Origin of the sequence: Nonomuraea guangzhouensis (assembly GCF_019396345.1) — a bacterium.
Taxonomy (GTDB): Bacteria; Actinomycetota; Actinomycetes; order Streptosporangiales; family Streptosporangiaceae; genus Nonomuraea; species Nonomuraea guangzhouensis.
Genome location: NZ_JAHKRM010000021.1, coordinates 182,563 through 209,028, shown reverse-complemented (window position 1 = coordinate 209,028; position 26,466 = coordinate 182,563). Strand labels below are relative to the sequence as shown.

Here is a 26,466-nt window from a genome sequence, read left to right as displayed (position 1 = left end):
ACCTTCTGGAAATCCCGCTTTCCTGTTTGCCCATCGTTCCGCCGAGACCGAGGATGCCCATGTCGCCTGGCCCGGCCATGCCTCAGTCCGAACCGCATCAGGCACTCAACCGTGCCGGCGTCGCGGAAGGGCGCGCGTCACACCGACGCGATCCCAGCCTGCCGCTGCGCGAGACCCCCACGCGCCGCTAGCGCAGGCTCTCCGGCGGTCAATAGCTGTCCGCCGGTTTTCCCCCGACCCCAGGATCGCCATGCCGCCAGACTCCTTCAGCGTCCCGATAATGATCGGCGCCGCCGTTCTCGCCCTCGCCCTCGTGGGCGTCCTGATCCTCCACACGCGGGTACGCCGCGACCTCGCCCAGGCCCGTGGGCAGCTCGTTCAGGCCCGTCAGGCCCAAGTGCACCTGACGGGCGAGTCCAGCGCCAGGGACCAGCGGCTGGTGCGCGCGGAGCGCCAGGCCAAGGAGAGCGCGGAGTTACTGCGCGAGGCGCGCGCCCAGCAGGACCTCGTGCACGCCGAGAGCGAGTACCTGGTCTCGAAGCGGATTCCCGCCCTGCTGTCGCACCTGCGCGCCCCGCACGTGATCGTGCCCGGCGTACAGAACCCGGCGCTCGCCGGCACGAACGTCGACCGGCTGCACCGCGCCATCCTCGACACGCTCACCCGCGGCGTCCGCGAGGAGGGCGAGCGCATCGACGAGGCGGCCCAGGCGGTCGTCAGAGGCGCGATAGCCCGCGTGCAGACCCAGGCACTACGCGCCCAGGACCTGCTCGCGGACGTGCAACAGCGTTACAGCGGCGACGAGCACACCGCGCTGCTGCGCGAGGTGCTGGGGCTCGACATGTTCAACGAACTCATCATCCGCCGCGTGCAGGTCACCGGCATCGCCTGCGGCGCCACGCCCGGCCTGTCGCGTGACGACACCTATCTCGTGGACCTCATGGTGGGCGCCATCTCACGGGTGGAGAACTTCGAGCAGCGCATCGAGGGCCCGGCCAACCACCTGCGCCGCCGGATCGGGGTCGCCGCCCGGGCCGCGGAGTCGATCCTGTTCACCACCGCCGAGCTGCTGGCCAACGCGGTCCACCACTCCCACGGCACGCTGAAGGTGACCATCGCCGTGCACGAGACCAACAACGGCGCCGCCATCGTCATCGACGACGCCGGAGTCGGCCTCAACGAGGAGCAGTACGCCCGCGCGACCCGCCTGCTGAGCGGCACCCACCCGGTGCGCCTGGTCGACCTGGGCAACCCGCCCCGCACCGGCTGGGCCGCGATCGGTCGCCAGGTCGCGCACTACGGCATGCAGGTCACGATCAAGAAGAGCGCCTTCGGCGGTGTCCAGGCCGTGCTGAGCATTCCGACAGCCCTGCTGGTGGAGATGCCCGAGGACAGCAGGCCGTCGGTGCTGGCACCCGAGCCGGTCCGCGCCGGCGTCCCGACCGCCGCCACGGTCATCCGATCGGGACCCGCGGCCGCCTTCCGGCCGGAGCCCGTGCGGTCCGAGCCGGCGGAAGCGCGCCGTCCGGAACCCGCGACAGGGCCCCAGAAACGCCAGACGGAGGAGCTGGCGCCGCTGCCGCAGCGCCGCCGCCAGCCGGCGCGGGCCGCGTCCGGCTCCAAGCCCACCCGCTCCAGCGGTGCCGACGGCTCGGGCGGAAAGGTGCTCACCACTCCGGAGGAGGCCCAGAAGCGGTGGGGGGACTTCCAGGTCGGAGCCGAAGCGGGCCGCCGCGAAGCGCTCCCGCCGCAGCAGCAAGACATCACCGAAGGGAAATGACCGCTCCATGGACACTCACAGTGCTTCCGGTCGCGTTCAGACCAAGGGGCGCCCGTTGTCCCTCGACGTGTCCTGGGTCCTGTCGCCCCTGCTGGCGCTGCCCGGAGTCACCCGCGGCGTGGTGCTGAGCCGTGACGGGCTCATCCTCGGCGGCTCGTCCGACGTCAGCACCGAGACCGGCGAGCGCGCCGCCGCCATGACGAGCTCCGTCCTGGCGGCCGCCCGCGCCCTGTGCGACGGCCTCAGCGACGGCTCCGAGGACGAGGTGGTCGACATCGTCATCTCCGCCGGCAGCGGCTACTACTACGTCGCCCCGGCCGGCGACCGCGCCGCCATCGTCGTCGCGGCCACCGGAGCGGTCAACATCGGCTCGCTGGCCTACGAGGTGCAGCTCCAGGTGCAGAAGCTGATCAAGGCTCTGGACGAGGCCAGCGCGGCCAGGGTGCCCCGGACATGACCTCCGGACGGCAGCGGCGGCGGGTCGTCCCGGACTACATGGCCGCCGCGAGATTGACCGTGCCCGAGCACATCACCGTCGAACGCACGACCCTGGTGTCCATCGTGCCCGACGCCGCCACCGACGGGCTCGACCCTCCGGGGTCGCATCTGCTGGCCCTGCTGGAGGGCGGGCCGTTGTCGGTGTACGAATGCGCCGCGCATCTGGGCCTGCCGTACTGCGTGGTGCGGTTGCTGGTCGCCGGGCTCGTCGGCGGCGGAACGCTGCTGACCCGCGATCCGCCGGCCGCCGACCTGCCCGACATCGAGATCTTGGAGTTGGTGCTCAGTGGCCTCCGCGCTCTCTGACAGCCGTATCAGTACCGACCACATCCCGGTCAAACTGGTCATCGCAGGACCGTTCGGTGTGGGCAAGACGACCATCGTGGACGCGCTCTCGGAGATCAAGCCCCTCAACACCGAGGAGGTGCTCACCCAGGCGGGCACACTGGTCGACGACCTCACCGGCGTGAACCGGAAGACGACCACGACCACCGCGATCGACTTCGGCCGTCTCACCCTGCCGGGTGTGGTGCTCTACCTGTTCGGGGCGCCGGGGCAGACCCGGTTCCAGGTCCTGTGGAAGGAGCTGGTCCGTGGCGCGCTGGGGGTGCTGGTGCTGGCCGACACCCGCCGCATCGACGACAGCTTCGCCGTACTCGACCTGGTGGAGAACGCCGGCATCCGCTACGCGGTGGCCGTCAACCACTTCCCCGACTCGCCGGATTATCCGCTGGAAACCGTGCGCGAGGCGCTCGACCTGGACCCGAGCACGCCGCTGGTGGTGTGCGACGCCCGTGACCCCGCCTCCGCCCGCGCCTCGCTGATCGCGCTGGTGGAGCACATCAGAGAGCTGGTGCTGTCATGACCCTGCGCTACATGCCCGACGCCGGGCGGCTGTACGGGGAGGAGTACGCCAGGGACCCGCAGGCGGTCTACGCGGAGCTGCGCCGGCGGCACGGCGCGGTCGCGCCCGTGGAGATCTCCCCGGGCATCGGGGCCCACCTGGTGATCGGCTACCAGGCCGCCCTGGAGGTGCTCACCAACGCCGGCGGCGTCTGGAGCAAGAACCCCAGCGCCTGGCAGACCCAGCTCCCCGACACTCCCGAAGCCGCGGGAATGATCGCCATGCTCGGCTACCGGCCCAGCGCGCTGTTCGCCGACGGGGCCGAGCACGCCCGCTACCGGAAGGTGGCCTCCGACTGCTTCGCGCTGGTCCAGCCGCACAAGCTGCGCCAGATGGTGATCGAGGTGTCCGACTCGCTCATCGCCCAGTTCGCCGCGAAGGGCGAGGCCGACCTGGCCGCCGACTTCGCCCGGCCCATCCCGCTGCGCGTCTTCAACCTGCTCTTCGGGCGGCCCGACTCCGACAGCGCCACCCTGAGCAAGGCCCTGTCGGACATGATGGAAGCGGACGGCGAGGTGGGCAAACGGGGCAGCGACGCCTTCAGCCAGTACATCGGCGAGCTGATCCAGTCCAAGTACGCCCAGCGGGGCGACGACCTGACCTCCTGGTTCATCGACCATCCAGCCGGGCTGGAGGGCGATGAGCTGGTGCAGTCCGTGGTGCTCGTCATGGCGGCGGGCTTCGACCCCACGTCCAGCCTGATCTCCAACGCGATCTCCCGGATGGTCAGTGACGACCGCTACTACAGTTCCCTGTCCAACGGGGCGCTCAGCACGTACGACGCCGTGATGGAGGCGCTGCGCGCCGAGCCCGCCATGGCGAACTTCGGCCCGTACTTCGTGCGCCAGCCCGTGCACTTCCACGGCACCTGGATCCAGCCGGAAGAGCTGGTCCTCGTCTCCTACGCCGCGGCCAACACCGAGCCCACCAACGTCCCTGAGGAGCTGCGCTCCGACGGCGGCGCGTACCTGAGCTTCGGCGCCGGGCCGCACCGCTGCCCGGTCAGCGACCCGGCCCTGCTCATCGCCGTGACCGCGATCGAGCGACTGACCTCTCACCTGAGTGACCTCGAACTGACCGTGCCGCGTGCGGAACTGCCGTGGCGGCCGGGCCCGTTCCACCGGTCGCTGGCGCACCTGCCGGTGCGCTTCACTCCCATCCGTCCAGATCAGCCGGGAGATTCCCCTTGGGCGCCGCATTCCCCGTCGTCCTCGACCCCGTCGGGGCCGATCGCCCCGCCGAGCTCCACCAGCTACGTGACCTCGGCACCCTGGTCCTCGTAAAACGGGCCGGGTGTCGCATCGGCGCTTCAGCCCGCGAGGCGGAGCGCCTCCGCGGCGACCGCGTGGCGTAGGCCGCGGATGCCGTCGCGGCCGCGTACCGGGTGTACGGCGTTCGTCAGCAGCACCACGGTCAGCCCGCGCACCGGATCGACGACCAGTGAGGTGCCGGTGAACCCCGAGTGGCCGAAGGCGGCGGCGCCCAGCGGTCCCACGATGGCCGGGTCGCCGATGCGTACGCCGAGGCCGTGCCGGAACGCCGCGCCTTCCGCTCCCTGGTCGCGGAGCATCTCGGCCACGGTCTCCGGGCGCAGTAATCCGCCGCCGCCGAGCCGTAGCGTCTCGCCGAACGTCAGCAGGTCGTCGGCCGTCGCGAACACGCCCGCGTGCCCCGCCACGCCGCCCAGCCCGTACGCGGTCTCGTCGTGCACCTCGCCCCGCACACAACCGGGCACCTGCGGCTCGGGTGTCCCGCCCGCGACGGTCCCCTGGTGTTCCGACGGCCCGTCGGTGGCGGCGGACCCTTGGCGCTCCGGTTTCCATTCGGTGGCGGCGACCCGGGGGAGCGTCGCCGGTCCCGGCCGGTAGCCCGTGTCCGCCAGGCCGAGGAGGCCGGTGATCCGCTCGCCGACCAGCGTGTCGAGCGGCGCGCCGCCCGCCAACTCGGCGATGCGGCCCACCATGACCATGCCCACGTCGGTGTAGAGGTAAGGACCGCCGACCGGGCCGGTGACCGGGGTGCCGATCATCGCCGCCATGCGTGTGGCCGGGTCGGCGTCGGGGAGTTCGAGATCGATGCGTCGGGTGGGCTGCAGACCGGCCGTGTGGGTGAGCAGGCGCCGCAGCGTGACTCGCGGGTCGCCGACCGGCAGCCAGGCCGCCACCGGCTCGTCGAGGTCCAGGCGGCCCGCTTCGACCAGCGACAGCACCACGGCCGTGGTGAACAGCTTGCTGATCGACGCCAGGTCGAAGACCGAGTCGCGGGCCGCCGGTGGCCGGTCGGCGGCCAGGGTTCCTTCGGCGTCGGCATAGCGGACGAGCTCCCCGGCGACGGCCGAGGCCGCGACCGAGCCGTCCACGGCGATCAGCGCCACCGCCGCCGAGCACACGCGTGGCACGCCGTCCGCCAGGATGGCGTCCAGCCGATCGGACATCGTCCAGCCTCCCCGTAAATCCACCGGCTCGTGGGTTCACCGCGCCCACGAGCAGTTCCGGCTCACCCAGGAATCCGGCTCACCCAGGAATCCGGCTCACCCAGGAATCCGGCCCGCGCAGCAGGCCGGCCTGTAATACAAGCCCGGCGTCCGCCGGTCAGCTGCTCAGCGCGTCGCTGAGCCGCTCGCCGTGCGATTCGAGCAGCGCCCGCGCCCCACCGGCGTCGAGCCCGTGCTGGATCATCAGCACCGCTATCTTCACCTGGCCGCTCGCCGCGTCCAGCGCATTTTCCGCCGTGTCGTGGTCGGCGCCGGTGATGTCGCTGACCATGCGGACCGCCCGGTCCGCCAGCTTGCTGTTCATCGCCGACATCTCGACCATCTTGTTCCCGTACGTACGGCCGAGCCGGATCATGGAGATGGTGGAGATCATGTTGAGCACCAGCTTCTGAGCCGTGCCCGCCTTTAGACGGGTGGAGCCGGTCACCACCTCAGGTCCCACCACCACCTCGATCGCGTGCTCGGCGGCGGCCGACAGGGGCGCGCCGTCGTTGCACGAAAGGCCGACGGTCAGCGCGCCCCGGCGGGTGGCCTCCGCCAGCGCACCGAGGACGAAGGGCGCACGCCCGCTGGCCGACACGCCCACCACCGAGTCGAGCGCGTCCACCTCCAGCGCCGTGAGCGAGGCGGCGCCCGCTTCGGCGTCGTCCTCCGCGCCCTCGACGGAGCGGGTGAGCGCGTCGAGTCCGCCCGCGATGACGCCCTGGACGAGCGACGGATCGGTGCCGAACGTGGGCGGGCACTCGGAGGCGTCGAGCACGGCCAACCGCCCCGACGTACCCGCGCCGACGTACAGCAGCCGCCCGCCGTCGGCCATGCGCGCGGCGATCGCGTCGATGGCGGCGGAGATGGCCGGGATCACGACGGCGACCGCGGCGGGCACGGCGGCGTCGGCCTGGTTCATCAGCCGGGCGACCTGATCCGTCGGCAGCCGGTCGATCTGGCTGTAGCGGGGATCGCTCTGTTCGGTGGGCGGCTCAGGGAGCGGATTGATCATGACGCTAATTTCCACCCTCTACTTCTCTCTTGTAAATATCTTTCAGACAATGGGTTAATGACGAACGTACGCACCGGCGCTGAACGGCTGGCCACGGATCCCACCCTGGTGGGCGGCGACCGGCTGGGCCTGATCACCAATCCCACAGGCGTCCTGCCTGATCTGACCCCGACGACGGACGCTCTCAGAGCGGCCGGAGTGCCGTTGACGGCGCTGTTCGGCCCTGAGCACGGCATGCGGGGCACCGCTCAGGCGAACGCCAGCGAGCACGACACGATCGACGCCAGAACCGGCCTGCCCGTCTTCGACACGCACAAGGTCTCCGGCGCGGCGCTGGACGAGGTGGTGGCGCGATCCGGCGTGGACACGCTGGTGTTCGACATCGCCGACGTGGGGACCCGCTTCTACACCTACATCTGGACCATGTACGACCTGATGGCCGCCGCGAGCCGGCTGGGCCTGCGGTTCGTGGTGCTGGACCGGCCCAACCCGCTCGGCGGGACCGTCGAGGAGGGGCCGCTGCTCGATCTGGAGTTCGCCAGCTTCGTCGGCAGGTTCCCGCTGCCGGTGCGCCACGGCAGGACCGCGGGGGAGTTGGCCACGCTGTTCGGCTTCGACCTGGACCTTCAGGTGGTGCGGATGGACGGCTGGTGGCGTGGCATGACGTTCGGCGAGACCGGGCTGCCCTGGGTGATGCCGTCGGTCAACATGCCGACCACCGACACCGCGTACGCCTATCCGGGCACCGGGCTGTTCGAGGGCACGAACTTCTCCGAGGGGCGCGGCACCACCCGGCCGTTCGAGCTGGTCGGCGCGCCGTACGTCGATGACCGGTTCGCGCCCGCGCTCAACGCGCTCGGCCTGCCGGGGGTGCGGTTCAGGGAGACGTGGTTCACGCCGATGTTCCACAAGCACGCGGGCGCGACCGTGCACGGAGTCCAGCTGCACGTGTACGACCGGGACGCGTACCGGCCGGTGCTGACCGGACTGTCGATGCTGCACGTGGCCCGTACGCTCTACCCCGGCGAGTTCGCCTGGTGGGGGCCCGAGCTGTTCATGGACCACCTGTGGGGCTCCGACACGCTCACGCGGTGCCTGGACGCCGGGGAGGACCCGCGCACCCTCTGCCCGGACCCCGTCCACCCCGAAGGACGACTGCTCTATGCGTGACATCACGCCAGATCGCGTCGATAGAGCCAGAAGACGCGTTCCGTCCGCGCGCCCACGGCCCGCGAGTAGAACCGCAGCGGCCCGACCCAGCTGATCTGGGCGCTGGACTGCCCGGCGGCGCGCATGTCGGCCAGGCAGCGGCGGAGCAGCACCCCGCCCACGCCGAGCCCGCGCGCCTCGGGCGCCGTCCCCATCGGCCCGAACCAGGCGGGGCGCGACCCCCAGGCGGCGAATCCCAGGATCCGGCCGTCGCGCTCGGCGTAGTGCAGCCCGGTGGCGTTGACGGCCTCCCAGGCCCAGTTCTCGTTCCAATGCTCGCGCACGAACGCGGCGACCCGCTCGCGCCCCTGCTCGGCCGCCGTGTGGACGTACACGTCCCGCTGGGCCAGCCGTACCAGGTCGTCGTCGACGGACAGGTCCGTGGCGAGGCCGGCGGTCATGTTCCAGGCCATGTGGTAGCGCTCGTAGCCGAGGCTCTCCGCCAGGCACGCGGCGGCGGTGTAGCGCACGTCGATGCCCGGCCAGGCGTAGCAGGGCGGGTTCCCGGCGAAGCGCGCCTGCGTCACGCCCGCCGAGCGCAGCCACTCCTCGGCCGCGCGGACCAGTTCCCGGCCGTGTCCCCGGCCCCGCACCTCGGGGTGTACGGCCAGCAGGTCGATATGTCCGACGGCCGGATCCTTGCCGGACACCGAGGCCATGACGACCCCGCCATCGATCACCAGGGCGGTCCAGCGCCGGCCGGTGGGCGGGTTCGCCAACCGGTCGACGAGGGCGGGCCCCTCGCCCGGGTCCAGCGTGAGCGCCGCCCGCGCCACCTCCGCGGCGTCCCGCAACTCCGCGGCGGCGCTCGCCTGGCGGACAGGCGTCACGGCATCGCCGGCCTGGGCCACTGGGTCACACCTCGCTCATCGGGCGGGCGATGACGCTGCGCCGCTGCGGGTAGTAGCAGGCGTGCTCCTGCGGAACACCTTCCGTCACCCGGAGCAGCGGCCGCTCCTCCGTGCACCCGTCTCCGCGGAACGGGCACCGGGCCGCGAACAGGCACCCGCTCTCGGACTGGCCCTCGGCCAGCGACTCCAGCGGCACCACCGGCTCCTCGCCGGGCAGTTCCAGCCCGTGCAGCACGGGGATCGCCGACAGCAGGGACTGCGTGTACGGATGCACCGGGTCGGCGATGATCGTGTCGACCGGGCCCCGCTCCACGACCTGGCCGCGGTAGATGACGTACAGCTCGCCGTCGCCGCCGATGTAGCGCGCGGTGGCCACGTCGTGCGTGATGAACAGCACGCTGACCCCGAGCCGCTCGCGCAGGTCCTTCAGCAGCGCCAGGATGCCGAGCCGCAGCGACACGTCGATCATCGAGACCGCCTCGTCGGCGACGAGCATCTCGGGATCGACGGTCAGCGCGCGGGCGATCACGACGCGCTGCCGCATGCCGCCTGAGAGCTGGTGCGGGTAACGCGACAGGACCGTTCCCGGATCGAGGCCGACCAGGGACAGCACCTCGGCGGCCCGCTCGTCGATCCACCCCTTGGACCGGCCGGTCTGCCCGGCCCGCAGCGCCAGCGGCGCCTGGAGCGTCTGGTAGATCGTCCGGGTCGGGTTCAGGGCCGAGTACGGGTCCTGGTGGATCATCTGGATCTTGCGGAAGTGCGGCTGCCGGTGCTTGTGCTTGAGCGGCGACATGGGCGTGCCGTCGATCTCGATGTCGCCCGCGTCGTACGTCTCCAGCCCGGCGATGATGCGCCCGAGCGTGGTCTTGCCGCAGCCCGACTCGCCGATGAACGAGGCGGACCCGCCCTTGGCGATCTCGAAGTCCACACCGCGCAGCGCCGGGACCTCTCTGTGGCCGAGCACGTTGCCCCGCTGCTTGAACGTCTTGGTGATGCCCGTTCCGGTAATCACGAGGCGTGCTCCTTCACCGACACGGCGTGGCAGGCCACGACCCTGGCTCCGTCCGCCACGACCGTGGGATCGACGGTGTCGCAGACATCCATCCGCAGCTCGCAGCGCTCCCTGAACACGCAGCCCTCCTTCGGCACCGTCACCAGCGTCGGCGGGCGTCCCGGCAGCGCCCGGGCCTCGTCGATGTCGCCGACCAGCCGGGGGATGGCCCTGATCAGGCCCCTGGTGTAGGGGTGGCGGGGCGAGCCCAGCACCTGCCTGGTGGGGCCCTGCTCGACCAGCCGGCCGCCGTACATGACCGCGAGCCGGTCGGCCACCTCGGCCACCACGCCGATGTCGTGCGTGATCACCAGGGTGGTCAGACCGCGTTCGGCGTGCACCTCGCGGACAATCTTGAGGATGTTCGCCTGGGTGATCATGTCGAGCGCGGTCGTCGGCTCGTCCAGCACGACCAGGTGCGCGTTGAGCACCAGCGCCAGCATGATGCCGACCCGCTGCCGCATGCCGCCGGACAGCTCATGCTGGTGCGAGTCCAGCACGCGGGCCCCGTCGAGGCCCATCCGGCCGAGCAGCTCCTTGGCCTCGCGGACCAACCCGCGCAGGTCCTCGACGCCGTGCGAGCGGCCGAGGTCGAGCAGCTGCTTGCCGACGGTCTTGAGCGGATTGAGCGAGTTCTGGGCGGCCTGGAAGACGTACCCGATATGGGCGCCCCTGGCCTTGCGCAGTTGCTCGCCCGCGAGCCCGACCACGTCGCCGAGCCCGTCGATCTCGACGCTGCCCGCTGAGATCCGGCCCGGTGGCTGCACCGCGTTGAGCAGTGACAGGGCCAGCGTGGACTTGCCGGACCCCGACTCGCCGACGATGCCGGTGATCGTGCCGGGCTCCAGGGTCAGGTTGATGCCGCGTACGGCGGGCAGCTCGCCCGCCGACGTCTTGTAGACGACCGTGAGGCCGTCGATGCGCACTCCCGGCGCTTGGTCCGCCACTGCTACTCCTCACGCAGCCGGGGGTTGAAGATCTCGTCCATGGCGTCGACCACGAGCACGATGCCCAGGGTGAGCAGCAGGATCGCCAGCAGGGGCGCCAGCAGGTACCCGAGCGCGTTCGTGGTGATCATGGCGCCTGCCTGGAACACGGCCAGATTGAGCATCACACCCCAGTTGTCCGACTCATAGGGCAGGACGCCGAGGAAGAACAGGCCGACCTGCGCGTAGACGGCGCCGGTGACCGCGATGAGCATGTTCATCGCGATGTAGGGCGCCATGCTGGGCAGCAGTTCCTTGCTGATGATGTGCCTCGTGGACAGGCCGAGGCCGCGCGCGGCCTCGATGAAGCCGCGTTCACGCAGGGAAAGGGTCTGCGCGCGCACCGCCCGCGCCACGCCGCCCCAGCCCAGCAGGCCGAGCACCAGGCCCATCTGGATCGGGCTGCCGAACTTCCAGACGGTCGCCAGGACCAGCAGCAGGGGCAGGCCGGGGATGGTGAGCTTCATGTCGGTGACCCGCATGAGCACGGTGTCCCAGCGGCCCCGCTTGAACCCGGAGAACAGGCCGAGCGAGGTACCGAAGACGACCGTGATGAGCGCGGTCACCGCGGCGCTCAGCAGGACGTAGCGCGAGCCGGTGATGACCAGCGCGAGCACGTCCCGGCCCTGAGGGTCGGTGCCGAACCAGTGAGCCCAGCTCGGCGGCTGGGTGATGGCGTTGGGATTGTCCGGCAACTGCGCCGGGAAGAACATCGGCCCGAAGACGCCCATGAACGCGAAGCCGGCGATGATGATCACACCGAACATCCGGCTGGGCTTGCGCTTCATCACCCGCCAGACGCCGAGCCAGAAGTTCCGGCGCATGGTCGCGGAGGTGGACATCGTCGGCTCGGGGATCAGCGTGTCGCTCATGACGCGTCCTCTCCGCTCCGCACCCGTGGGTCGATCACCGTGTAGAACAGGTCGGCCACGATGTTCGCGACGATGATCGACGCGGTGATCAGCAGGAAGGCGCCGCCCATCAGGGCGTAGTCGCGATCGTTGACGCTGTCGATGAGCATCAGCCCCAGCCCCGGATAGTTGAAGATCTTCTCGATGAACACGGCGCCACCGAGGAGCAGCCCCAGGGAGAGGGCGAGGATCGTGAAGAGCGGCAGGATCGCGTTACGCGCGATGTAACGGAAGACGATCGAGCGCTTCATGCCCCGGAGCTCGGCGGCCAGGATGAAATCGTCGCCCAGCACGGTGACCACGCTGGACTTCATCGCCAGGACCCAGCCGCCGTAGGCCGACAGCGCGTACGTGACGACCGGCAGCACGGCGTGCTCGATGAGCGAGCCGATGTAGCCGGCGTTGAAGCCCGGATCGAACAGGATGTCCACCGGTCCGTCCGCGGGCAGGATGGGGATCAGCGTCGCGAAGATCACCACGAGCAGCAGCGCGAGCACGTACTGCGGGATGCCGTGCAGCAACGAGCCGGAGATGGCCAGCGCGTCGCCGAGCTTGCCCGTGCGCTTGATCGCCGCGTACACGCCGAGAACGACCCCGACCAGGAAGCTGAGCAGGGTGCCGACCAGGACCGGTAGAACGGTCCACTTGGCCGCTTCGGTCAGCACGTCGAGCACGGGAGTGCCCGGCCTGCTGACGGAGACGCCGAGGTCGAAGTGGAGCAGGCCGCCCATGAAGTCGGTGTACTGCTGCCAGAGCGAGCCTGTCGGCTGGAACCCGTAGAGCACCTTGACGGCCTGAGCGGCCGCCTCGGGCGCCATGCCCCCCTCGACCAGCTTCTCGTAGCGGGCGGCCATGGGGTCGCCCGGGATGTTGTTGATGATGAAGAAGCTGATCGTGGCGACTACCAGGATCATGACGAACCCGCGGGCCAGGTGGCCCGCGAGTCGCCGGGTAATGATCATCATAAATTTACTGCTTCGACTTGACCATGCCGAGCTGGATCCACACACCAGAGGCGAGAACGCCGGTGCCGAGACGGAGAATCTCGTCGTCGTGTGGCCAGCCGGTGAATCGGCTGTTGTTGACGAACTGGTTGTTGACGTAGTCCCAGAGCTGGATGACCGGGAGGTCCTGGTTGGCCGCCGTCGCCAGCTGCGCCATGATCGGCTTGGCCTGGTCCTCGGTGGCGGAGTTGAGCTTGCCGGTCAGCTCGCCCGGGTTGATCTTGGCGCCGTCGACCTCGATCTGCTCGGGGTCGCCCATCCAGTTGCCGCCCTTGCCCGCCGGGGAGTGCTCGATCTTGCCCGCGACGTTGGTCCAGCCGTTGGAGGCCCCGTAGAGGCGCTGGAAGATGTCATACGGCGCGGGGCCGAGCGCCATGAGCCAGAAGCCCACGTCGTACTTGCCCGCCGACAGTTCCTCGAGGTAGAGCGGGTAGTCCGTGGTGGTCACGACCTCCGCGTCGATGCCGGCCTTGATGAGCTGGCTCTTGATGTTCTCCTGCGCCGAGAGCCAGTCGGAGAAGCCGGCCGGCGCGTGCATGGACACCTTCCACGCCTTGCCGTCGGCCAGCATCCACTTGCCGTCCTTCTTCGTCAGGCCGGCGTCCTTGAACTCCGCCTCGGCCTTGGCCACGTCCGGCTTGTACGGATCGAGCTTCGGCAGCGTGTCGGGGATCCAGGCCTGCGCGGCCTTCTGGTGGATGCCGGTGGTGGTGATGGCCGGCGTGCCACCCTCGGGCGAGGCGACCTTGGTGACCTGGTCGCGGTCGATGAGGTAGGCCAGGCCCCGGCGCACGTGCACGTTGTCGTACGGCTTCTTGGACTGGTTGAAGGCCATGCTCACGGCCACCGGCGAATAGCCCTTGATGACCTCACTGCCCGGGGCCGCCTTGATCCGGTTCATCACGTCCGTGGGAGCGGCGACGAACCCGGAGGCGTCGAGCTTGCCGGCGGTGAGGTAGTTCCAGATCTGCTCGTTGCCGGTGTAGTTGAGGAACTTCACCTGCGCCGGAGCCACATTGGCGGCGTTGAAGAAGCTCTTGTTCTTGACCAGCAGCGCCTCGCCGGGGTTGACCCGCTCCAGCACGAACGGGCCGGCGGAGACGTCCTTGGGCGGCGCGAAGGTGAGCACCTTCTGCCCCAGGGCGGTGATCTCCTCGCGGGCCTTCTCGGCCTCCGCGCCCTCGCCACGGGCGGCCTTGAGCTTGTCCCAGAAGTCCGCCGGAAGAACGCTGCTCCAGACGTGGGCGGGCAGAACCGCCGTGTCGAGCACGCCGCGGGCGAACTTCGGACTGGGGTTGGCCATGTCCTGCGTGATCTTCAGCGTCTGCGGGTCCACGACGGTGACCTCGGCGGCGGCGCCCGCCGCGCCGGGCGTGACCGAGAAGGCCGTGCTGCCCTGCGTGTACGCGATGCCGATGGACATCTTGACGTCCTCGGCGGTGACCGGCTTGCCGTCCGACCACTTGGCGTTGGGCTGAAGCTTCAGCGTGATGGACGAGTTGTCCGGAGCGATCTCCCAGCTCGCGGCGATGCCGGGCAGAGCCTGGTTGGGATCCGTCAGGTGGTTCTTGACCCACGCGATGCGCATCGAGTTGAAGCCCGAGAAGGAGTTGCCCTTCGGGTTGTACGGGTTGGCCGGCGCACTCGCATCGAGGCCCGGCCGGTTGACGTCGATTGTGGTGAAGAGCCCGCCACCACCGCCCGAGCTGGACTTGTTGGTGGAGCCACTGCTGCACGCTGTGGCAGTGGCCAGGCCCAGCAACGCTACTACCGCTGCTAGTCGCTTCATGTACCGCTCCGGGGGATGTCTCGGACCTGTTGAGGATCGCGGGGGATTAGCCCGGACCCTACGGTCACGCACAGGTCACGTCAATAATCTCCAGATGTTGTGAGGGTAATGTAATTTTTCTTCATAGGCTTCTTGATGGAGCTCGGCGCCATCAATCCAGCATAAGGACCGCAGCCCCGTTGACCTGCCCGTCTGCCAGATCACGGAGCGCTACGTCGGCCCTGTCGAAGGTGTAGGGCGCCGTCGTCACGTGGGGCGGATGCCCGAGTGCCAGGTCGAAATATTCCCGTCCGTCGGCCCGGGTGTTGGCGGTCACGCTCCGTAGCGTCCGTTCCTGGAAGAGGTGGCGCTGGTAGTTCAGCGTGGGGATGTCGGTGAGGTGGATCCCGGCCACGGCCAGCGTGCCGCCCCGGTCGAGCGCCTCCAGCGCGGTGGGCACCAGATCGCCTACGGGCGCGAACAGAATCGCCGCGTCCAGCGGCTCGGGCGGCCTGTCTCCGGCGGACGCCGCGCCCAGTCGCAGGGCCAGCTCCCTGGCGGCGGCGGACCTGGTCACCACGTGGACGACGGCCCCATGGGCGATCGCCGCCTGGGCGGTCAGATGGGCGGACGCCCCGAACCCGTAGACCCCGAGCCGCCCGCCCTCCGGCACCTCGGCGCGCAGCAGCGCCCGATAGCCCACGATCCCCGCGCACAGCAGGGGTGCCAGCGTCTCGGCGGGCAGGTCTTCGGGCAGGGGATAGACGTAGGCGGCGGGCACGGTCAGATACTCTGCGTAACCGCCGTCGGCGTCCCACCCGGTGTAGGCGGACGAAGGGCAAAGATTCTCTTTACCCGCCAGGCAGTACCGGCAGGCGCCGCACGTCCACCGGAGCCAGGCGACCCCGACCCGCCCGCCGATGTCCCCGTCGCCGCTGACCACGCGCCCGACGACTTGATGGCCGGGCGAGATCCCCGGGTGCCGGGGCGCCAGGTCCCCTTCGATCAGGTGCAGGTCGGTCCGGCACACCCCACAGGCCTCGACCTGGACCAGCACCTCACCCATCCCCGGCTCTGGTATGGGCTTGTCCACCATGATCAGCAGCCGGGCCGGGTCCGGAATCCAGGCCTTCATCGGAAACCTCCTCAGACGGTCGACAACGCGCACGTCACGGCGCTCAGCTAATCCCACCTGAGGAGCGTTCCCCTGGACAGGGCCCCGCCACGGTCGGTGGGTGGGGCCGGCCCATGCTGGCCGTAAAAAAGTTTCAGGACGCCAGCCGGGACTGGGCGAGAGTGGCGTACAGGGCGGCGCCGTCCGGCAGGACGGCGTCGTCGAACTGCGCCTCCGGGGAGTGGTTGTACGGCGCGACCGCCGGATCGCGGTCCGGCGGGCAGGCCCCCAGGAAGGCGAACGCCCCCGGGACGTTCTCCAGCACGTACGAGAAGTCCTCCGACCCCATCACCGGCTGCGGTGTGACGAGGAACCGCCCGGGCCCGAACAGCTCCTCCGCCGTCCTGGAGACGAACTCCGTCTCGGTGGCATCGTTCACGGTGACCGGGTACCCCATCCCGAACGACGTCTCGACCGACAGCCCGTGCGCGGCCGCGACCCCCTCGACCACCTCCACCAGCCGCCGTTTCGCCAGCGTCCGGTTGGCCGCCGAGAACGTGCGCAGCGTCGCCTCGAAGCGCGCCTCGTCCGGGATCACGTTGTCGACCGTGCCCCCGTGGAAGGACCCGACCGTGACCAGCACCGGGTCGAACACGTCGAACGACCTGGTCACCATCGTCTGCAGCGACGCCACCATCTCGCAGCCCGCCTGGATCGGGTCGAGCGCGCGATGCGGGCTGGCGCCGTGGCCGCCGCGCCCCTTCACCGTCACCTTGAACACGTCGGCCGCGGCCATGAGCGGCCCCGGCCGGGAGGCGAACAGGCCCTGGGGCAGCATCGACGAGACGACGTGCAGCCCGTACGCCGCCACGGGCCGCGCGCCCGCCGCGTCCAGCACGCCCTCCTCGATCATGTACTTGGCGCCTTCATGGCCCTCCTCGCCCGGCTGGAACATGAAGATGACGTCCCCGGCCAGTTCCTCGCGCCGCGCGCTGAGCAGGTGCGCGGCGCCCGCGAGCATGGTGGTGTGCAGGTCGTGGCCGCACGCGTGCATCTGCCCGTCGATCTGCGAGCGGTAGGGCAGGTCGTTGCGTTCGGCGACCGGCAGCGCGTCCATGTCACCGCGCAGAAGTACGGCGGGGCCCGGCCGGCCGCCCCTGAGCACGGCGGTGACCGAGCTGAGCGCCTTACCGGTGGTGATCTCCAGAGGCAGCCCGTCGAGCGCCGTGAGGACCTTCTCCTGGGTACGCGGCAGCGTGAGGCCGATCTCCGGAGTGGTGTGCAGCGAGTGGCGCAGCCGGACGAGATCGTCCCGCATGTCCCGCGCGGATTCAGTGAACGACATGAAGAACATTCTTCATGTGCCAGTCAGGAAGTCGATATAGGACACTCTGTACGATGGGCCGGGTGACTCAGCGTAAACGGATCGATTCCTGGCTTTCCGACATGGACGGCGTGCTCGTGCACGAAGGCAGGCCGGTCCCGGGCGCCGACGTGTTCATCAAAAAGCTCAGCGAGTCCGGCAAGAAATTCCGGGTGCTGACCAACAACTCCATCTACACCCAGCGCGACCTTTCGGTACGGCTGGCCGCCGCCGGCCTCGAGGTGCCCGCCGAGTCGATCTGGACCTCGGCGCTGGCCACCGCCCAGTTCCTGCACGACCAGCGGCCGGGCGGCTCCGCCTACGTGATCGGCGAGGCCGGGCTGACCACCGCGCTGCACGAGGTCGGCTATGTGCTGACCGACCTCGACCCCGACTACGTGGTGCTCGGTGAGACCCGCACCTACAGTTTCACGCAGATCACCCGGGCCATCCGCCTCATCGAGGGCGGCGCCCGCTTCATCGCCACGAACCCCGACCCGATCGGCCCGTCCACCGAGGGCTCGCTGCCCGCCTGCGGCGCGGTCGCCGCGATGATCACCAAGGCCACCTCGGTCGAGCCCTACTTCGTCGGCAAGCCCAACCCGCGGATGATGCGCAGCGCGCTCAACGAGATCGAGGCCCACAGCGAGACCACCGCGATGATCGGCGACCGGATGGACACCGACATCGTGTGCGGGATGGAGGCCGGGCTCTACACCATCCTGGTGCTCACCGGCGTGACCCAGCGCGACCAGATCGACCGCTTCCCCTACCGGCCCTCGCTGGTCGTCGACTCGGTGGCGGATCTCATCGAGCTGATCTGAACCTGACGCCGGTTGACAGGTATGCCTGGGAGGGTCGTCCGCATGACGCGCATCTATCTGGAGGTCGGCCCGAAGAAGGTCTTCGCCTGTTCGCTGGAGTGGCCCGGCTGGTGCCGCGTGGCCAAGGGCGAGGAGGCGGCCATCGACCTGCTCATGGAGTACGTGCCGCGCTACCGGGTGATCGCCGGGCGGGCCGGGCTCCGGTTCGAGCCGGGTGATCCCGTGGTGGTCGCCCGCGAGCCGGGCAGCGAGATGACCGACTTCGGCGCGCCGTTCGCGATCCCCGAGCTGGACCAGGCGCCGGTCGACGCCGAGACCGCGGGCCGCTGGGTGGCGCTGCTGCGCGCCGCCTGGGAGCTGTTCGACGAGGTCTCCGCCGAGTCGCCGGAGGACCTGCGCAAGGGGCCGCGGGGCGGCGGGCGCGATCTGTCGAAGGTCATGGAGCACGTCGAGAACGCCGAGCGCGCCTACGCCAGGAAGGTGGACGTACGGCACAAGCCGTACAAGAGCCGGGAGGACCGTGACGCCATGCGCGAGGAGCTCGCCGAGGTGCTGTCACGTCCATGGCAGCCGCCGCAGACCACCGGCTGGCCGCCCGCCTACGCCATGCGGCGGACGGCCTGGCACGTCATCGACCATCTGTGGGAGATCGAGGATCGCCGATGAGGCGCGGCAGCGCGCTGATGTTGCGCGACAGGTAGGCGGCCACGGCCTCGGGGACGACGTGCCGGGAGGTGATCTCCGTCTCGCGCAGCGGTAACCGCACGACCTCGTACTCGCCGCGCGACGGGTCCTCCAGCTCGGGCCCGTGACGCAGGGCCGGATCCATGGCGACCAGGCGGCAGCCGTACACGTGCTGGGTCTTGATCCCGCCCTGCCACGGATAGGTGACCGTGGTCAGTGGCGTCACGCTCGAGACGGTCGCGCCCAGCTCCTCCAGCAGCTCCCTGTGCAGCGTGTGCTCCAGGCTCGCGTCCTGTGGCTCGACGTGGCCGCCGGGCACCGACCAGTAGACCTGGCGCCCCGGCACCGTCCGCCGGAAGATCATCAGTCGCTCGTCGTGATCGAGTAGGACGCCCCGGACACTTGGTCGCATAAGGTCACCCTATTTGGCCGCCGTGACCTTCGGGTAGCCTAACTTACGGTACCGTAACTACAGGGAGACGATCTTGATGGCGATGACTCAGACGGAACTTCTGCACGAGCTGGAGCCCGTGGTCGCCGGGGAGCTGGACCGCCATAACGCCATGGCGAAAGAGTGGTTCCCCCACGAGTACATTCCGTGGAGCGAAGGCCGCGACTTCGACGGCGTCTACGGCGGCGAGGCATGGCAGGACGGCGACTCGAAGCTTCCCGAGGCCGCCCGGGTCTCGCTCATCGTCAACCTCCTCACCGAGGACAACCTGCCCAGCTACCACCACGAGATCGCCACGACGTTCGGCCGTGACGGCGCCTGGGGCACCTGGGTGCACCGCTGGACCGCCGAGGAGGGCCGGCACGGCGTCGCGATCCGCGACTACCTCACGGTGACGCGCGCGGTCGACCCGGTCGCGCTGGAGCGGGCCCGCATGGCGCATATGGAGGCGGGCTTCGCCACCGAGTACGGCACCATGCTCCAGCAGCTCGCCTACGTCTCCTTCCAGGAACTGGCCACCCGCATCGCGCACCGCAACACCGGCCGGGCCTCCGGCGACGAGGGCTGCGAGCGGCTGCTGGCCCGGATCGCCGCCGACGAGAACCTGCACATGCTCTTCTACCGCAACCTGCTCAAGGCCGCCTTCGAGCTGGACCCCAACCAGACCATGCGCGCCGTGACCGACGTCGTCAAAACCTTCCAGATGCCCGGCTCCACCATCGAGGGCTTCACCCGCAAGGCCATGATCATCGCCCACGAGGGCATCTACGACCTGCGCCTGCACCTCGACGACGTGCTCATGCCGGTCCTGAAGCAGTGGGCCGTGTTCGACAAGACCGGCCTCGACGCGGGCGGCGAGCAGGCCCGCGAGGAGCTGGCCGCGTTCCTGGCCAAGACCGAGACGACGGCGGCCAGGTTCGTCGAGCGCAGGGCCGAGCGCAAGGCACGCGCCGCCACGCGATGATCGAGCAAGCCCTGGAGGTGATCACCAGCCGTAGCCGAACGGCTCGCGCGGCCGGTACGGCGCCTCCAGGCGGGCCTCCTCCTCCGCGGTGAGGACGAGGTCCACGGCGGCCAGCGCGTCGTCCAGCTGGCCGGGGCGCGTCGCCCCCACGATCGGCGCGGCGACGCCGCCGTTGCCGTTCCCGGGCCTCTTGCCGAGCAGCCAGGCCAGCGCCACCCGCGCGGGCGGCACGCCACGCTCCCCGGCGACGGCCCGCAGGGCCGCCACGATCCCCTCGTCCTCGGGCGCCCGGTCCTCGTGGGCCGCCCTGGTGGTGGCCCGCCCCTCCCCGCCGGCCAGCAGACCGCGGGCGAGCGGACTGTACGGCAGCACGCCCAGGCCCTGGTCGGCGCAGTAGGGGAGCACCTCGCGCTCCTCCTCCCGGTAGGCGAGGTTGTAGCGGGTCTGCATCGATACGAACCGGGTCAGACCCGCCGCCTTCGCCGCGTGCTGCGCCTTGGCCAGCTGCCAGCCGTACATGAGGGAAGCGCCGATGTAGCGGGCCTTGCCCGCCTTGACCACGTCGTGCAGCGCCCGCATGGTCTCCTCGACGGGCGTCTCGTCGTCCCAGCGGTGGATCTGGTACAGGTCCACGTGGTCGGTGCCCAGCCGGCGCAGCGAGGCGTCGATCGAGTCCAGGATGTGCCTGCGCGACAGGCCCCGGTCGTTGGCCCCCTCGCCCATCGGGAAGCCGACCTTGGTCGCCAGCACGTAGTCGTCGCGGCGATCGAAGAACCTGCGCAGCAGGCTGCCGGTGATCTCCTCGCTGACGCCGCCGGAGTACATGTCGGCGGTGTCGAAGAAGGTCACCCCGCCGTCCACCGCCCGGCGCACGATCGGCTCGGCGGCCTCCTCGGGCAGGAACCAGGGCGAGTCCGCCGGATCGCCGAAGCTCATCATGCCCAGGCCGATCCGCGACACCTTCAGGCCCGAGCCGCCCACGCGTGTGTATTCCATGGGGATCATCATCCGGCAAAGCCAGTGCTTCCCCTTGACCCGGAGCTGGTCTTGGACATCCCCGACATCGGGAAGGTTCCCGACTACGGGCAACACATCAACATCTCTAGGAGTGAAGGGTGAAAATTTTCGGGATCGCCGCGAGCCTCCACGCGGGATCATTTATCAACAAATTGCTGGAGGCAACGGGCAGGGAGCTGCCCCCGGGGGTGCGCCTGGAGTGCTGGCGGGGACTCGGCGCGGTTCCGCCCCACGCGCTCGGCCCCGTACCCGAGCCGGTGGCGGGCCTGCTCCGCAAGGTCGACGAGTGCGACGCGGTGCTGCTCACCGCGCCCGAGCACAGCCTGCTCCCGGCTGAGCTGGGCCACATGCTGCGCTGGATGGCGGCCGGCGGGCGCCTGGCGGGCAAGCGCGTCGCCGTGATGAGCGCCAGCGTGCGCGCCTGTGGCGCCATGTGGGCGCAGGCCGAGCTGTTCAAGGAGCTCACCGGCGCGGGCGCGGTCGTGATGGGCAGCGAACTGGTGCTCTCGCCCACCTGCCCGCACTTCGACGACCAGGGCCGTCTGACGGCCCTCTACCTGCGCGATCAGGTACGGGAGATCGTCGGCCAGCTCTGCCCCGTGCCGCTCACCGTGCGGCCGGTGTTCTCGGGCCGGCTCGTCCTGACGGGCCCTTCGGCATAGCCGGTCCCCGGGTCAGGGGCTGCGGCGCAGGCGCTTGACGTCGGAGCGGAGCTTCTTGGTGGCGATGCGGCGCTCGACCGAGCCCCGGCTGGGCTTGGTGGCGCGGCGGCGCTTGGGCGGGGGCGCGATGGCCTCGCGGATGCGCTGGGCCAGGCGCTGTTCGGCGGCCTCGCGGTTGCGCAGCTGGGAGCGGTACTCCGACGCGGCGATGGTGATCGTGGGTGCGCCCAGCCGGTCGAGGGCGCGGGCCTTGAGCGCCGGTGACAGAGCCGTCGTGGCGGAGACGTCGAAGACGAGTTCCACCCGGCTGTCGGTGGTGTTGACGCCCTGGCCGCCCGGGCCGGAAGAGCGGGAGAAACGCCAGACGAGCTCGGCGTCCGGGATGACGACCGAGTCGTTGACGACCAGCGGGCCGGGCATGTCGGGGTACTCCTGTTCCTTCAACGTGGAATGTCACCGTATCTGAGCGACATATCCCTAATGCAACGGCATTTCCAATAACGGAGGTCGCTGCGATTATGGAGACAACGATCTGTGGGGGAGGCCGATTCCGTGGTGCACGTGACAGCGGCGGCCGATTCCGTGATGCACGTGACGCCGGGACAGATAGCGCTGACGGTGCCACTGGCCATAGCCTCCGCCACGGGATTCCTCCTGCTCCGCTGCCAGGGCAGGGGCCGGCCCTTCGGCCCCGCAGGCTGGTGGCTGGCGGTCGTCATCATCCTGCTGACCGGCCTGGTCTCCTCCGGTGTGGCACTGGTGAGCGGTGCGCTGCTGGGCAATTCTCTGTCCACGGTGCTGGGCGCCGCCGCGCCGGGCGGACTGTGGCTGAGCCAGATGCGCTCCCGCGAGGACGAGCGGCGCTCGCTGGCCAAGGAGGCGGCGACGTTCTGGCTGGTGTCGCTGCTGGCCCGGCTCGACCAGGCGATGGCCGAGGACCAGCGGCGCTGGTGCGAGCGGCGGGTGGACGATTCGTGGAGCGTGTACGAGTTGAGCATGGCCGCCCACCGCTACCACGAGCGCATCGGCGAGCGCCTCTCACCGGAGGAGCGCAGGAAGGAACGGGTGCACGCCCGGCTGGACGCGATCGAACGGCGGCTGGACGTGGCGGCGCTGATCGAGGACGGGGCGCCACGCTCCAAGGTGATCACCGCGTTGCGCGGCTCCCGGCAGACGCGACTGGCAAGGTATGAGCGGTATGTCAATGACCTGACCCGGTTACACGGCATCCTCCGGCATGACGCGGAGAGCGACGTCCTGCGACTGCTGGCCTCGGCCTATCGGGCCGGGTATCGGTCGCTGCCCAGGTTCGTGCCGCCGGCGCGGTCACGGATCGCCGCGCCGCTCAGGCCCCACCCGTGAGTCCTCTACCTCTGAGTCTCTTCGACGAGCAGGATGGACTCCTCCTCGGCCTCGCTGAGCGTGAACTCGATGCGGGCGCCGAGCGCCTTGACGACGGCACCGAGTGTGCGGAGCGTGAGGTTCTCGTCTCCCGACAGGATCTGGCTCACCCTGCCCGGCGAAACGCCCATTGAAGCGGCCAGATCAGCACGGGACATCTTGTGCTCCCGCATATACCAGGTGATCTCGTCGACGGCGTCCTGGGCGAGACTGCCCGGACTCACCTCTTCGGGCGTGCTCCGGCGAAAGGCCATCTCGGTCTCGCTCTCAGCGCTCGGTTCCTTGTCTCTTCACTTTAGCTCTACCTAAACCTTTAGGCAAGCCTAAACCTGCATGCGAACTGCAAGTGAGGTGTGTCACTATCGCCGGGAATCACGGGGTGAATGGGGAGGCGCTGTGGCGGGCATCGTCGGCGTGCACGGGATCGGCAAGTACAACTACTACGTGGCGGCGGGCAACTCGGCGACGGGGGCGGCGGAGGCGATGCGCCTCAAGTGGGACCGCTACCTGCATGCGGCGCTCGGGGGAGAGAGCCGCGACTACTTCAGCGAGGTGGCCTACTTCTCCCACCTGCTGCACGACGGGCAGCCCGAGCAGGGCCCGCAGGCGTTCGCGGCCCTGCCGGCCCCCGCGCAGCAGGTGCTCGTCGACTGGGCCAGAAACCTGAACGTGGGCGAGCGCTTCACCGGAGCGCTCAAGATGTTCACCGGCTGGCTGCTCACCCGGCTCGACAGCAGGTCGGCGGCGTTCGCGTCGCTGTTCGCGCCGGAGGTGGCGGCGTACCTGACCGACCCGGCCAGGCGCGTGCGCTGCCAGGAGGCCGTCCGCGACGCGATCAGGAAGCACAGTCCGCGGGTGGTGATCGCCCATTCGCTGGGCAGCGTCGTGGCCTACGAGACGCTCTGGGCCAACCCCGACCTCGAGGTCGAGCTGCTGCTCACCCTCGGCAGCCCGCTCGGCATGCGCAACGTGGTCTTCGAACGCCTCCTGCCCGCCCCGATCAACGGCCTCGGCCGGCGGCCCACGGGCGTCAAACGCTGGGTGAACATCGCCGACAAGGACGACATCGCCGCCATCCCCGCCGATCTGCACGGCAGCTTCACCGGCGTGGACGTGGAGGAACAGGTCAATCTCGACTGGATCGACTTTCACACCGCCGAGAAATACCTGGGTTGCCCGGCGCTCGACCCGCATCTGCGACCATTCCTGCCATGACGTGGATTGTCTTCGACTACGGCAGTGTGCTGTCCCTGCCTCAGCCCGAGTCCGACGCCGACGAGATGGCCCGGGCGGTCAACACCGATCCCGAGGCGTTCAAGCGGCGCTACTGGGAGCACCGCCTGGAGTTCGACCGGGCGTCGCTGACCCCGGCCGCCTACTGGTCGGCGGTCCTCGGCCGGCCGGCCGCCATCGCCGAGATCGCCCGGCTGGTCGCGATGGACGTGGCGAGCTGGGCCTACCCCGACGAGGGCACGGTCGCCATCCTGAACGATCTCCTCGACCGTGGCGGTGACGTGGCCCTGCTGTCCAACGCGCCCGCCTGCGTGGCCGACGGCCTGGACGGGCTGCCCTGGATCGCGGCCATCGAGCAGCGCTTCTACAGCGGCAGGATGGGCCTGGTGAAGCCGGACCGGGAGATCTTCGACCGGCTGGCGGCCGAGCTCGACGCCGACCCGGCCGAGATCGTGTTCATCGACGACCGGGCCGAGAACGTGGCCGGGGCCGAGCGCGCGGGCATGACGGGCGTCCGGTTCACCTCCGCCGAGGCACTGCGAGAGACGCTCGAGGCGTGACACGCTGCGGCGGGAGGAGGAGGACCGGTGCTGTTCATCCAGCCTTGACTCCGCAGTCACGACCGGGTCAGCCAGGGTGGACATACCTGGACCGTGGACCGCAGATCCTTCCTCGCCGCGGCGGCAGTGACCTTCCTGTTGCCGTCCCAGCAGGCCGAAGCCCAGCAGACCCGAACCCTCAAGACCGATCCCTTCACCCTCGGCGTGGCCTCCGGAGACCCGTCGACCGACGGCTTCGTCCTCTGGACCCGCCTCGCCCCGAACCCCCTGTCCGGAGACGGCCGCGGCGGCATGCCCTCTCGCGGCGTGGACGTCGACTGGCAGGTCGCCACCGACGAGCGTTTCTCGTCGATCGTCAGATCCGGTACGGCCGAGGCCCGGCCGGGCGCCGCGCACAGCGTCCACGTCGAGGTCGCGGGCCTGGAGCCGGGACGCGACTACTTCTACCGGTTCAGGAGTGAAGGCAGGCTCTCGCCCGCCGGCCGCACCAGGACCACGCCGACGGGCGAGACGCCGCTGAGCTTCGCGGTCGCCGCGTGCGCGCACTACGAGCACGGCTACTACACCGCCTACCGGCGGCTGGCCGAGCAGGAGCCCGAACTGGTGGTGTTCCTCGGCGACTACATGTACGAGTACGGCCCGAGCGGCTACACCGCGCTGGCCGGGCGGGTCCGTACACACACGCCGGGCAAGTGCGAGACGCTGGCCGACTACCGGCTGCGGCACGCCCAGTACAAGAGCGACCACGACCTCCAGCGGGCGCACGCGGTGGCGCCGTGGCTGGTGGCTTTCGACGACCACGAGGTGGAGAACAACTGGGCCGGGTCCGTCTCCAGCACCGGCGCCCCCGCCCCGGCCTTCGCCCGGCGCCGGGCGGACGCCTTCCGGGCGTACTACGAGAACATGCCGCTGCGCCGGGCCAGTGTGCAGGGCGCGGTGCTGCGGGTGAACCGGCGCGTCTCGTGGGGCTCGCTGGCCCGCTTCCACCTGCTCGACACGCGGCAGTTCCGTGACGACCAGGCGTGCCTGGACGGGGTACGCGCCGGGTGCGACGACCGGCTGGCGGCCAAGCGCTCGCTGCTGGGCGCCGACCAGTGGCGCTGGCTGGAGGACGGCCTGCGCGAGTCCGGGACCCGGTGGAACCTGCTCGGGCAGCAGATCCTGATGGCGCAGCGCGACTACAAGGTGGGGCCGGGCCGCGAGGTGAACCTGGACTCATGGGACGGGTACGCCGCCGAGCGGACCCGCCTGCTGGGCTCGCTGTCCGGCACCTCGAACCCGGTCGTGCTGACCGGCGACGCCCACATGCACCACCTGGCCGACCTCAAGACCGACTTCGACGACCCCGACTCGCCCGTGGTGGCCAGGGAACTGGTGACCTCGTCGATCGCCAGCGACGGGGACGGGTATCGGGACAAGACGTGGATCGCCGAGGCGTTGCAGGAGAACCCGCACATCTCCTACATCGACCAGCGGCGGGGCTACATCATGGCCAAGGTCACTCGTGACGATATTTCCGTCGATTACCGGACGCTGGACTACATCTCCCGCAAGGGCGCCCCCGCCAAGACCGCCCACAGCCTCACGATCCCCGCCACCGCCCACGCCCGAACCTGAACCTGAACCCACCGGTCGATCCCGGCCGTCTCGGGCGTCCGACCCTGAACCCACGCCCGTCTCCCGCGCCCGAAGCTGAACGTCCGCTGGGAAAGGGCTGAGGGTTCGCTCAACGCAGAA

General features: G+C 70.0%; 28 protein-coding genes. 14 read left to right on the top strand and 14 right to left on the bottom strand.

Going from position 1 to position 26,466, the window contains the following annotated elements; genetic code table 11:
* The first annotated feature begins 250 nt into the window (after positions 1-250).
* The 5 genes from KME78_RS38200 to KME78_RS38180 are packed head-to-tail and all read left to right on the top strand — an operon-like array spanning position 251 to position 4,465.
* Positions 251-1,780, top strand: a complete 1,530-nt coding sequence (locus tag KME78_RS38200) for a hypothetical protein (protein WP_219534334.1) — start codon at positions 251-253, stop codon at positions 1,778-1,780.
* A gap of 55 nt (positions 1,781-1,835) precedes the next feature.
* Positions 1,836-2,237, top strand: coding sequence for a roadblock/LC7 domain-containing protein (locus KME78_RS38195; protein WP_219534333.1), 402 nt, complete (start codon positions 1,836-1,838; stop codon positions 2,235-2,237).
* The gene (locus KME78_RS38190) at positions 2,234-2,584 is read left to right on the top strand and encodes a DUF742 domain-containing protein (RefSeq protein WP_219534332.1); all 351 of its coding nucleotides are present in this window, start codon (positions 2,234-2,236) and stop codon (positions 2,582-2,584) included. Before KME78_RS38195 ends, KME78_RS38190 begins: the two co-directional genes overlap by 4 nt.
* A complete protein-coding gene (locus KME78_RS38185) occupies positions 2,565-3,143 on the top strand; it encodes a GTP-binding protein (RefSeq protein ID WP_219534331.1) in 579 nt (192 codons plus the stop codon). The genes KME78_RS38190 and KME78_RS38185 overlap by 20 nt, the downstream gene beginning before the upstream one ends.
* Positions 3,140-4,465, top strand: coding sequence for a cytochrome P450 family protein (locus tag KME78_RS38180; protein WP_219534330.1), 1,326 nt, complete (start codon positions 3,140-3,142; stop codon positions 4,463-4,465). The genes KME78_RS38185 and KME78_RS38180 overlap by 4 nt, the downstream gene beginning before the upstream one ends.
* A gap of 26 nt (positions 4,466-4,491) precedes the next feature.
* Here the strand turns inward: KME78_RS38180 and KME78_RS38175 are convergent, their stop codons facing one another.
* Together KME78_RS38175 and murQ are read right to left on the bottom strand one after the other, a co-directional pair.
* Positions 4,492-5,616, bottom strand: coding sequence for a serine hydrolase domain-containing protein (locus KME78_RS38175; protein WP_219534329.1), 1,125 nt, complete (start codon positions 5,614-5,616; stop codon positions 4,492-4,494).
* A gap of 157 nt (positions 5,617-5,773) precedes the next feature.
* Entirely contained in the window at positions 5,774-6,673 is a 900-nt protein-coding gene (gene murQ, locus KME78_RS38170) for an N-acetylmuramic acid 6-phosphate etherase (RefSeq protein ID WP_219534328.1), read from the bottom strand.
* 57 nt (positions 6,674-6,730) lie between these two features.
* On the opposite strand from murQ, the gene KME78_RS38165 reads away from it, so the two are divergent.
* Complete coding sequence (locus tag KME78_RS38165) at positions 6,731-7,843, top strand: exo-beta-N-acetylmuramidase NamZ family protein (RefSeq protein WP_219534327.1); 1,113 nt, start codon at positions 6,731-6,733, stop codon at positions 7,841-7,843.
* A gap of 2 nt (positions 7,844-7,845) precedes the next feature.
* On the opposite strand, the gene KME78_RS38160 is transcribed toward KME78_RS38165, so the two are convergent.
* From KME78_RS38160 to KME78_RS38125, 8 genes are all read right to left on the bottom strand, one after another.
* Positions 7,846-8,733: a GNAT family N-acetyltransferase gene (locus tag KME78_RS38160; RefSeq protein ID WP_308127287.1), complete on the bottom strand. Its 888-nt coding sequence runs from the start codon at positions 8,731-8,733 to the stop codon at positions 7,846-7,848.
* Positions 8,734-8,737: 4 nt separating this feature from the next.
* The gene (locus KME78_RS38155) at positions 8,738-9,748 is read right to left on the bottom strand and encodes an ABC transporter ATP-binding protein (RefSeq protein WP_219534326.1); all 1,011 of its coding nucleotides are present in this window, start codon (positions 9,746-9,748) and stop codon (positions 8,738-8,740) included.
* Complete coding sequence (locus KME78_RS38150; RefSeq protein WP_308127286.1) at positions 9,745-10,734, bottom strand: ABC transporter ATP-binding protein; 990 nt, start codon at positions 10,732-10,734, stop codon at positions 9,745-9,747. The genes KME78_RS38155 and KME78_RS38150 overlap by 4 nt, the downstream gene beginning before the upstream one ends.
* Positions 10,735-10,736: 2 nt before the next feature.
* Positions 10,737-11,645: an ABC transporter permease gene (locus tag KME78_RS38145; protein ID WP_219534325.1), complete on the bottom strand. Its 909-nt coding sequence runs from the start codon at positions 11,643-11,645 to the stop codon at positions 10,737-10,739.
* Positions 11,642-12,649 (bottom strand): ABC transporter permease, encoded by a 1,008-nt coding sequence (locus KME78_RS38140; protein ID WP_219534324.1) that lies wholly within the window; start codon positions 12,647-12,649, stop codon positions 11,642-11,644. The genes KME78_RS38145 and KME78_RS38140 overlap by 4 nt, the downstream gene beginning before the upstream one ends.
* A gap of 4 nt (positions 12,650-12,653) precedes the next feature.
* The gene (locus KME78_RS38135; RefSeq protein WP_219534323.1) at positions 12,654-14,477 is read right to left on the bottom strand and encodes an ABC transporter substrate-binding protein; all 1,824 of its coding nucleotides are present in this window, start codon (positions 14,475-14,477) and stop codon (positions 12,654-12,656) included.
* A 151-nt stretch (positions 14,478-14,628) separates the two neighbouring features.
* The gene (locus KME78_RS38130; RefSeq protein ID WP_219534322.1) at positions 14,629-15,591 is read right to left on the bottom strand and encodes a zinc-dependent alcohol dehydrogenase family protein; all 963 of its coding nucleotides are present in this window, start codon (positions 15,589-15,591) and stop codon (positions 14,629-14,631) included.
* Positions 15,592-15,724: 133 nt separating this feature from the next.
* The gene (locus tag KME78_RS38125) at positions 15,725-16,915 is read right to left on the bottom strand and encodes a M20 metallopeptidase family protein (protein ID WP_219534321.1); all 1,191 of its coding nucleotides are present in this window, start codon (positions 16,913-16,915) and stop codon (positions 15,725-15,727) included.
* A gap of 53 nt (positions 16,916-16,968) precedes the next feature.
* Here KME78_RS38125 and KME78_RS38120 point away from each other — a divergent pair, with 53 nt between their 5' ends.
* Both KME78_RS38120 and KME78_RS38115 read left to right on the top strand, forming a co-directional pair.
* Positions 16,969-17,757 (top strand): HAD-IIA family hydrolase, encoded by a 789-nt coding sequence (locus KME78_RS38120; RefSeq protein WP_219534320.1) that lies wholly within the window; start codon positions 16,969-16,971, stop codon positions 17,755-17,757.
* Between the two features lie 42 nt (positions 17,758-17,799).
* Positions 17,800-18,423 (top strand): hypothetical protein, encoded by a 624-nt coding sequence (locus tag KME78_RS38115; protein ID WP_246652779.1) that lies wholly within the window; start codon positions 17,800-17,802, stop codon positions 18,421-18,423.
* Here KME78_RS38115 and KME78_RS38110 read toward each other — a convergent pair.
* Positions 18,386-18,853 carry an NUDIX domain-containing protein gene (locus KME78_RS38110; protein ID WP_219534318.1) on the bottom strand — a complete coding sequence of 156 codons (468 nt, stop codon included), beginning with the start codon at positions 18,851-18,853 and terminating at the stop codon, positions 18,386-18,388. The genes KME78_RS38115 and KME78_RS38110 overlap by 38 nt on opposite strands.
* 82 nt (positions 18,854-18,935) lie before the next feature.
* Here KME78_RS38110 and KME78_RS38105 point away from each other — a divergent pair, with 82 nt between their 5' ends.
* Positions 18,936-19,856 carry an acyl-ACP desaturase gene (locus KME78_RS38105; protein ID WP_443687876.1) on the top strand — a complete coding sequence of 307 codons (921 nt, stop codon included), beginning with the start codon at positions 18,936-18,938 and terminating at the stop codon, positions 19,854-19,856.
* A gap of 21 nt (positions 19,857-19,877) precedes the next feature.
* On the opposite strand, the gene KME78_RS38100 is transcribed toward KME78_RS38105, so the two are convergent.
* Positions 19,878-20,852 carry an aldo/keto reductase gene (locus KME78_RS38100; protein WP_219534317.1) on the bottom strand — a complete coding sequence of 325 codons (975 nt, stop codon included), beginning with the start codon at positions 20,850-20,852 and terminating at the stop codon, positions 19,878-19,880.
* A 119-nt stretch (positions 20,853-20,971) separates the two neighbouring features.
* Here KME78_RS38100 and KME78_RS38095 point away from each other — a divergent pair, with 119 nt between their 5' ends.
* Positions 20,972-21,535: an NADPH-dependent FMN reductase gene (locus KME78_RS38095; protein WP_219534316.1), complete on the top strand. Its 564-nt coding sequence runs from the start codon at positions 20,972-20,974 to the stop codon at positions 21,533-21,535.
* A 12-nt stretch (positions 21,536-21,547) separates the two neighbouring features.
* On the opposite strand, the gene arfB is transcribed toward KME78_RS38095, so the two are convergent.
* The gene (gene arfB, locus KME78_RS38090; RefSeq protein ID WP_219534385.1) at positions 21,548-21,955 is read right to left on the bottom strand and encodes an alternative ribosome rescue aminoacyl-tRNA hydrolase ArfB; all 408 of its coding nucleotides are present in this window, start codon (positions 21,953-21,955) and stop codon (positions 21,548-21,550) included.
* A 132-nt stretch (positions 21,956-22,087) separates the two neighbouring features.
* Here arfB and KME78_RS38085 point away from each other — a divergent pair, with 132 nt between their 5' ends.
* Positions 22,088-22,897 (top strand): hypothetical protein, encoded by an 810-nt coding sequence (locus KME78_RS38085; RefSeq protein ID WP_219534315.1) that lies wholly within the window; start codon positions 22,088-22,090, stop codon positions 22,895-22,897.
* Positions 22,898-22,902: 5 nt separating this feature from the next.
* Here KME78_RS38085 and KME78_RS38080 read toward each other — a convergent pair whose 3' ends face one another.
* Entirely contained in the window at positions 22,903-23,190 is a 288-nt protein-coding gene (locus KME78_RS38080; RefSeq protein ID WP_219534314.1) for a helix-turn-helix domain-containing protein, read from the bottom strand.
* 142 nt (positions 23,191-23,332) lie between these two features.
* Between KME78_RS38080 and KME78_RS38075 the strand changes: the two genes are divergently transcribed.
* From KME78_RS38075 to KME78_RS38065, 3 genes are all read left to right on the top strand, one after another.
* On the top strand, positions 23,333-24,151 hold the full coding sequence (locus KME78_RS38075; protein ID WP_219534313.1) for a hypothetical protein: 819 nt from the start codon (positions 23,333-23,335) through the stop codon (positions 24,149-24,151).
* A complete protein-coding gene (locus KME78_RS38070; RefSeq protein ID WP_219534312.1) occupies positions 24,148-24,729 on the top strand; it encodes an HAD family hydrolase in 582 nt (193 codons plus the stop codon). Before KME78_RS38075 ends, KME78_RS38070 begins: the two co-directional genes overlap by 4 nt.
* 93 nt (positions 24,730-24,822) lie before the next feature.
* A complete protein-coding gene (locus KME78_RS38065) occupies positions 24,823-26,346 on the top strand; it encodes an alkaline phosphatase D family protein (RefSeq protein WP_219534311.1) in 1,524 nt (507 codons plus the stop codon).
* Positions 26,347-26,466: the final 120 nt, after the last annotated feature.

What these genes read in the sequence shown, in the direction of transcription:
- KME78_RS38200 (WP_219534334.1), top strand. Translation starts at nt 251, where the DNA reads ATGCCGCCAGACTCCTTCAGCGTCCCGATAATGATCGGCGCCGCCGTT.
- KME78_RS38190 (WP_219534332.1), top strand. Translation starts at nt 2,234, where the DNA reads ATGACCTCCGGACGGCAGCGGCGGCGGGTCGTCCCGGACTACATGGCC.
- KME78_RS38180 (WP_219534330.1), top strand. Translation starts at nt 3,140, where the DNA reads ATGACCCTGCGCTACATGCCCGACGCCGGGCGGCTGTACGGGGAGGAG.
- KME78_RS38175 (WP_219534329.1), bottom strand. Translation starts at nt 5,616, where the DNA reads ATGTCCGATCGGCTGGACGCCATCCTGGCGGACGGCGTGCCACGCGTG.
- murQ (WP_219534328.1), bottom strand. Translation starts at nt 6,673, where the DNA reads ATGATCAATCCGCTCCCTGAGCCGCCCACCGAACAGAGCGATCCCCGC.
- KME78_RS38165 (WP_219534327.1), top strand. Translation starts at nt 6,731, where the DNA reads ATGACGAACGTACGCACCGGCGCTGAACGGCTGGCCACGGATCCCACC.
- KME78_RS38145 (WP_219534325.1), bottom strand. Translation starts at nt 11,645, where the DNA reads ATGAGCGACACGCTGATCCCCGAGCCGACGATGTCCACCTCCGCGACC.
- KME78_RS38140 (WP_219534324.1), bottom strand. Translation starts at nt 12,649, where the DNA reads ATGATGATCATTACCCGGCGACTCGCGGGCCACCTGGCCCGCGGGTTC.
- KME78_RS38135 (WP_219534323.1), bottom strand. Translation starts at nt 14,477, where the DNA reads ATGAAGCGACTAGCAGCGGTAGTAGCGTTGCTGGGCCTGGCCACTGCC.
- KME78_RS38130 (WP_219534322.1), bottom strand. Translation starts at nt 15,591, where the DNA reads ATGAAGGCCTGGATTCCGGACCCGGCCCGGCTGCTGATCATGGTGGAC.
- KME78_RS38125 (WP_219534321.1), bottom strand. Translation starts at nt 16,915, where the DNA reads ATGTCGTTCACTGAATCCGCGCGGGACATGCGGGACGATCTCGTCCGG.
- KME78_RS38120 (WP_219534320.1), top strand. Translation starts at nt 16,969, where the DNA reads ATGGGCCGGGTGACTCAGCGTAAACGGATCGATTCCTGGCTTTCCGAC.
- KME78_RS38115 (WP_246652779.1), top strand. Translation starts at nt 17,800, where the DNA reads ATGACGCGCATCTATCTGGAGGTCGGCCCGAAGAAGGTCTTCGCCTGT.
- KME78_RS38110 (WP_219534318.1), bottom strand. Translation starts at nt 18,853, where the DNA reads ATGCGACCAAGTGTCCGGGGCGTCCTACTCGATCACGACGAGCGACTG.
- KME78_RS38105 (WP_443687876.1), top strand. Translation starts at nt 18,936, where the DNA reads ATGACTCAGACGGAACTTCTGCACGAGCTGGAGCCCGTGGTCGCCGGG.
- KME78_RS38100 (WP_219534317.1), bottom strand. Translation starts at nt 20,852, where the DNA reads ATGGAATACACACGCGTGGGCGGCTCGGGCCTGAAGGTGTCGCGGATC.
- arfB (WP_219534385.1), bottom strand. Translation starts at nt 21,955, where the DNA reads ATGCCCGGCCCGCTGGTCGTCAACGACTCGGTCGTCATCCCGGACGCC.
- KME78_RS38080 (WP_219534314.1), bottom strand. Translation starts at nt 23,190, where the DNA reads ATGGCCTTTCGCCGGAGCACGCCCGAAGAGGTGAGTCCGGGCAGTCTC.
- KME78_RS38070 (WP_219534312.1), top strand. Translation starts at nt 24,148, where the DNA reads ATGACGTGGATTGTCTTCGACTACGGCAGTGTGCTGTCCCTGCCTCAG.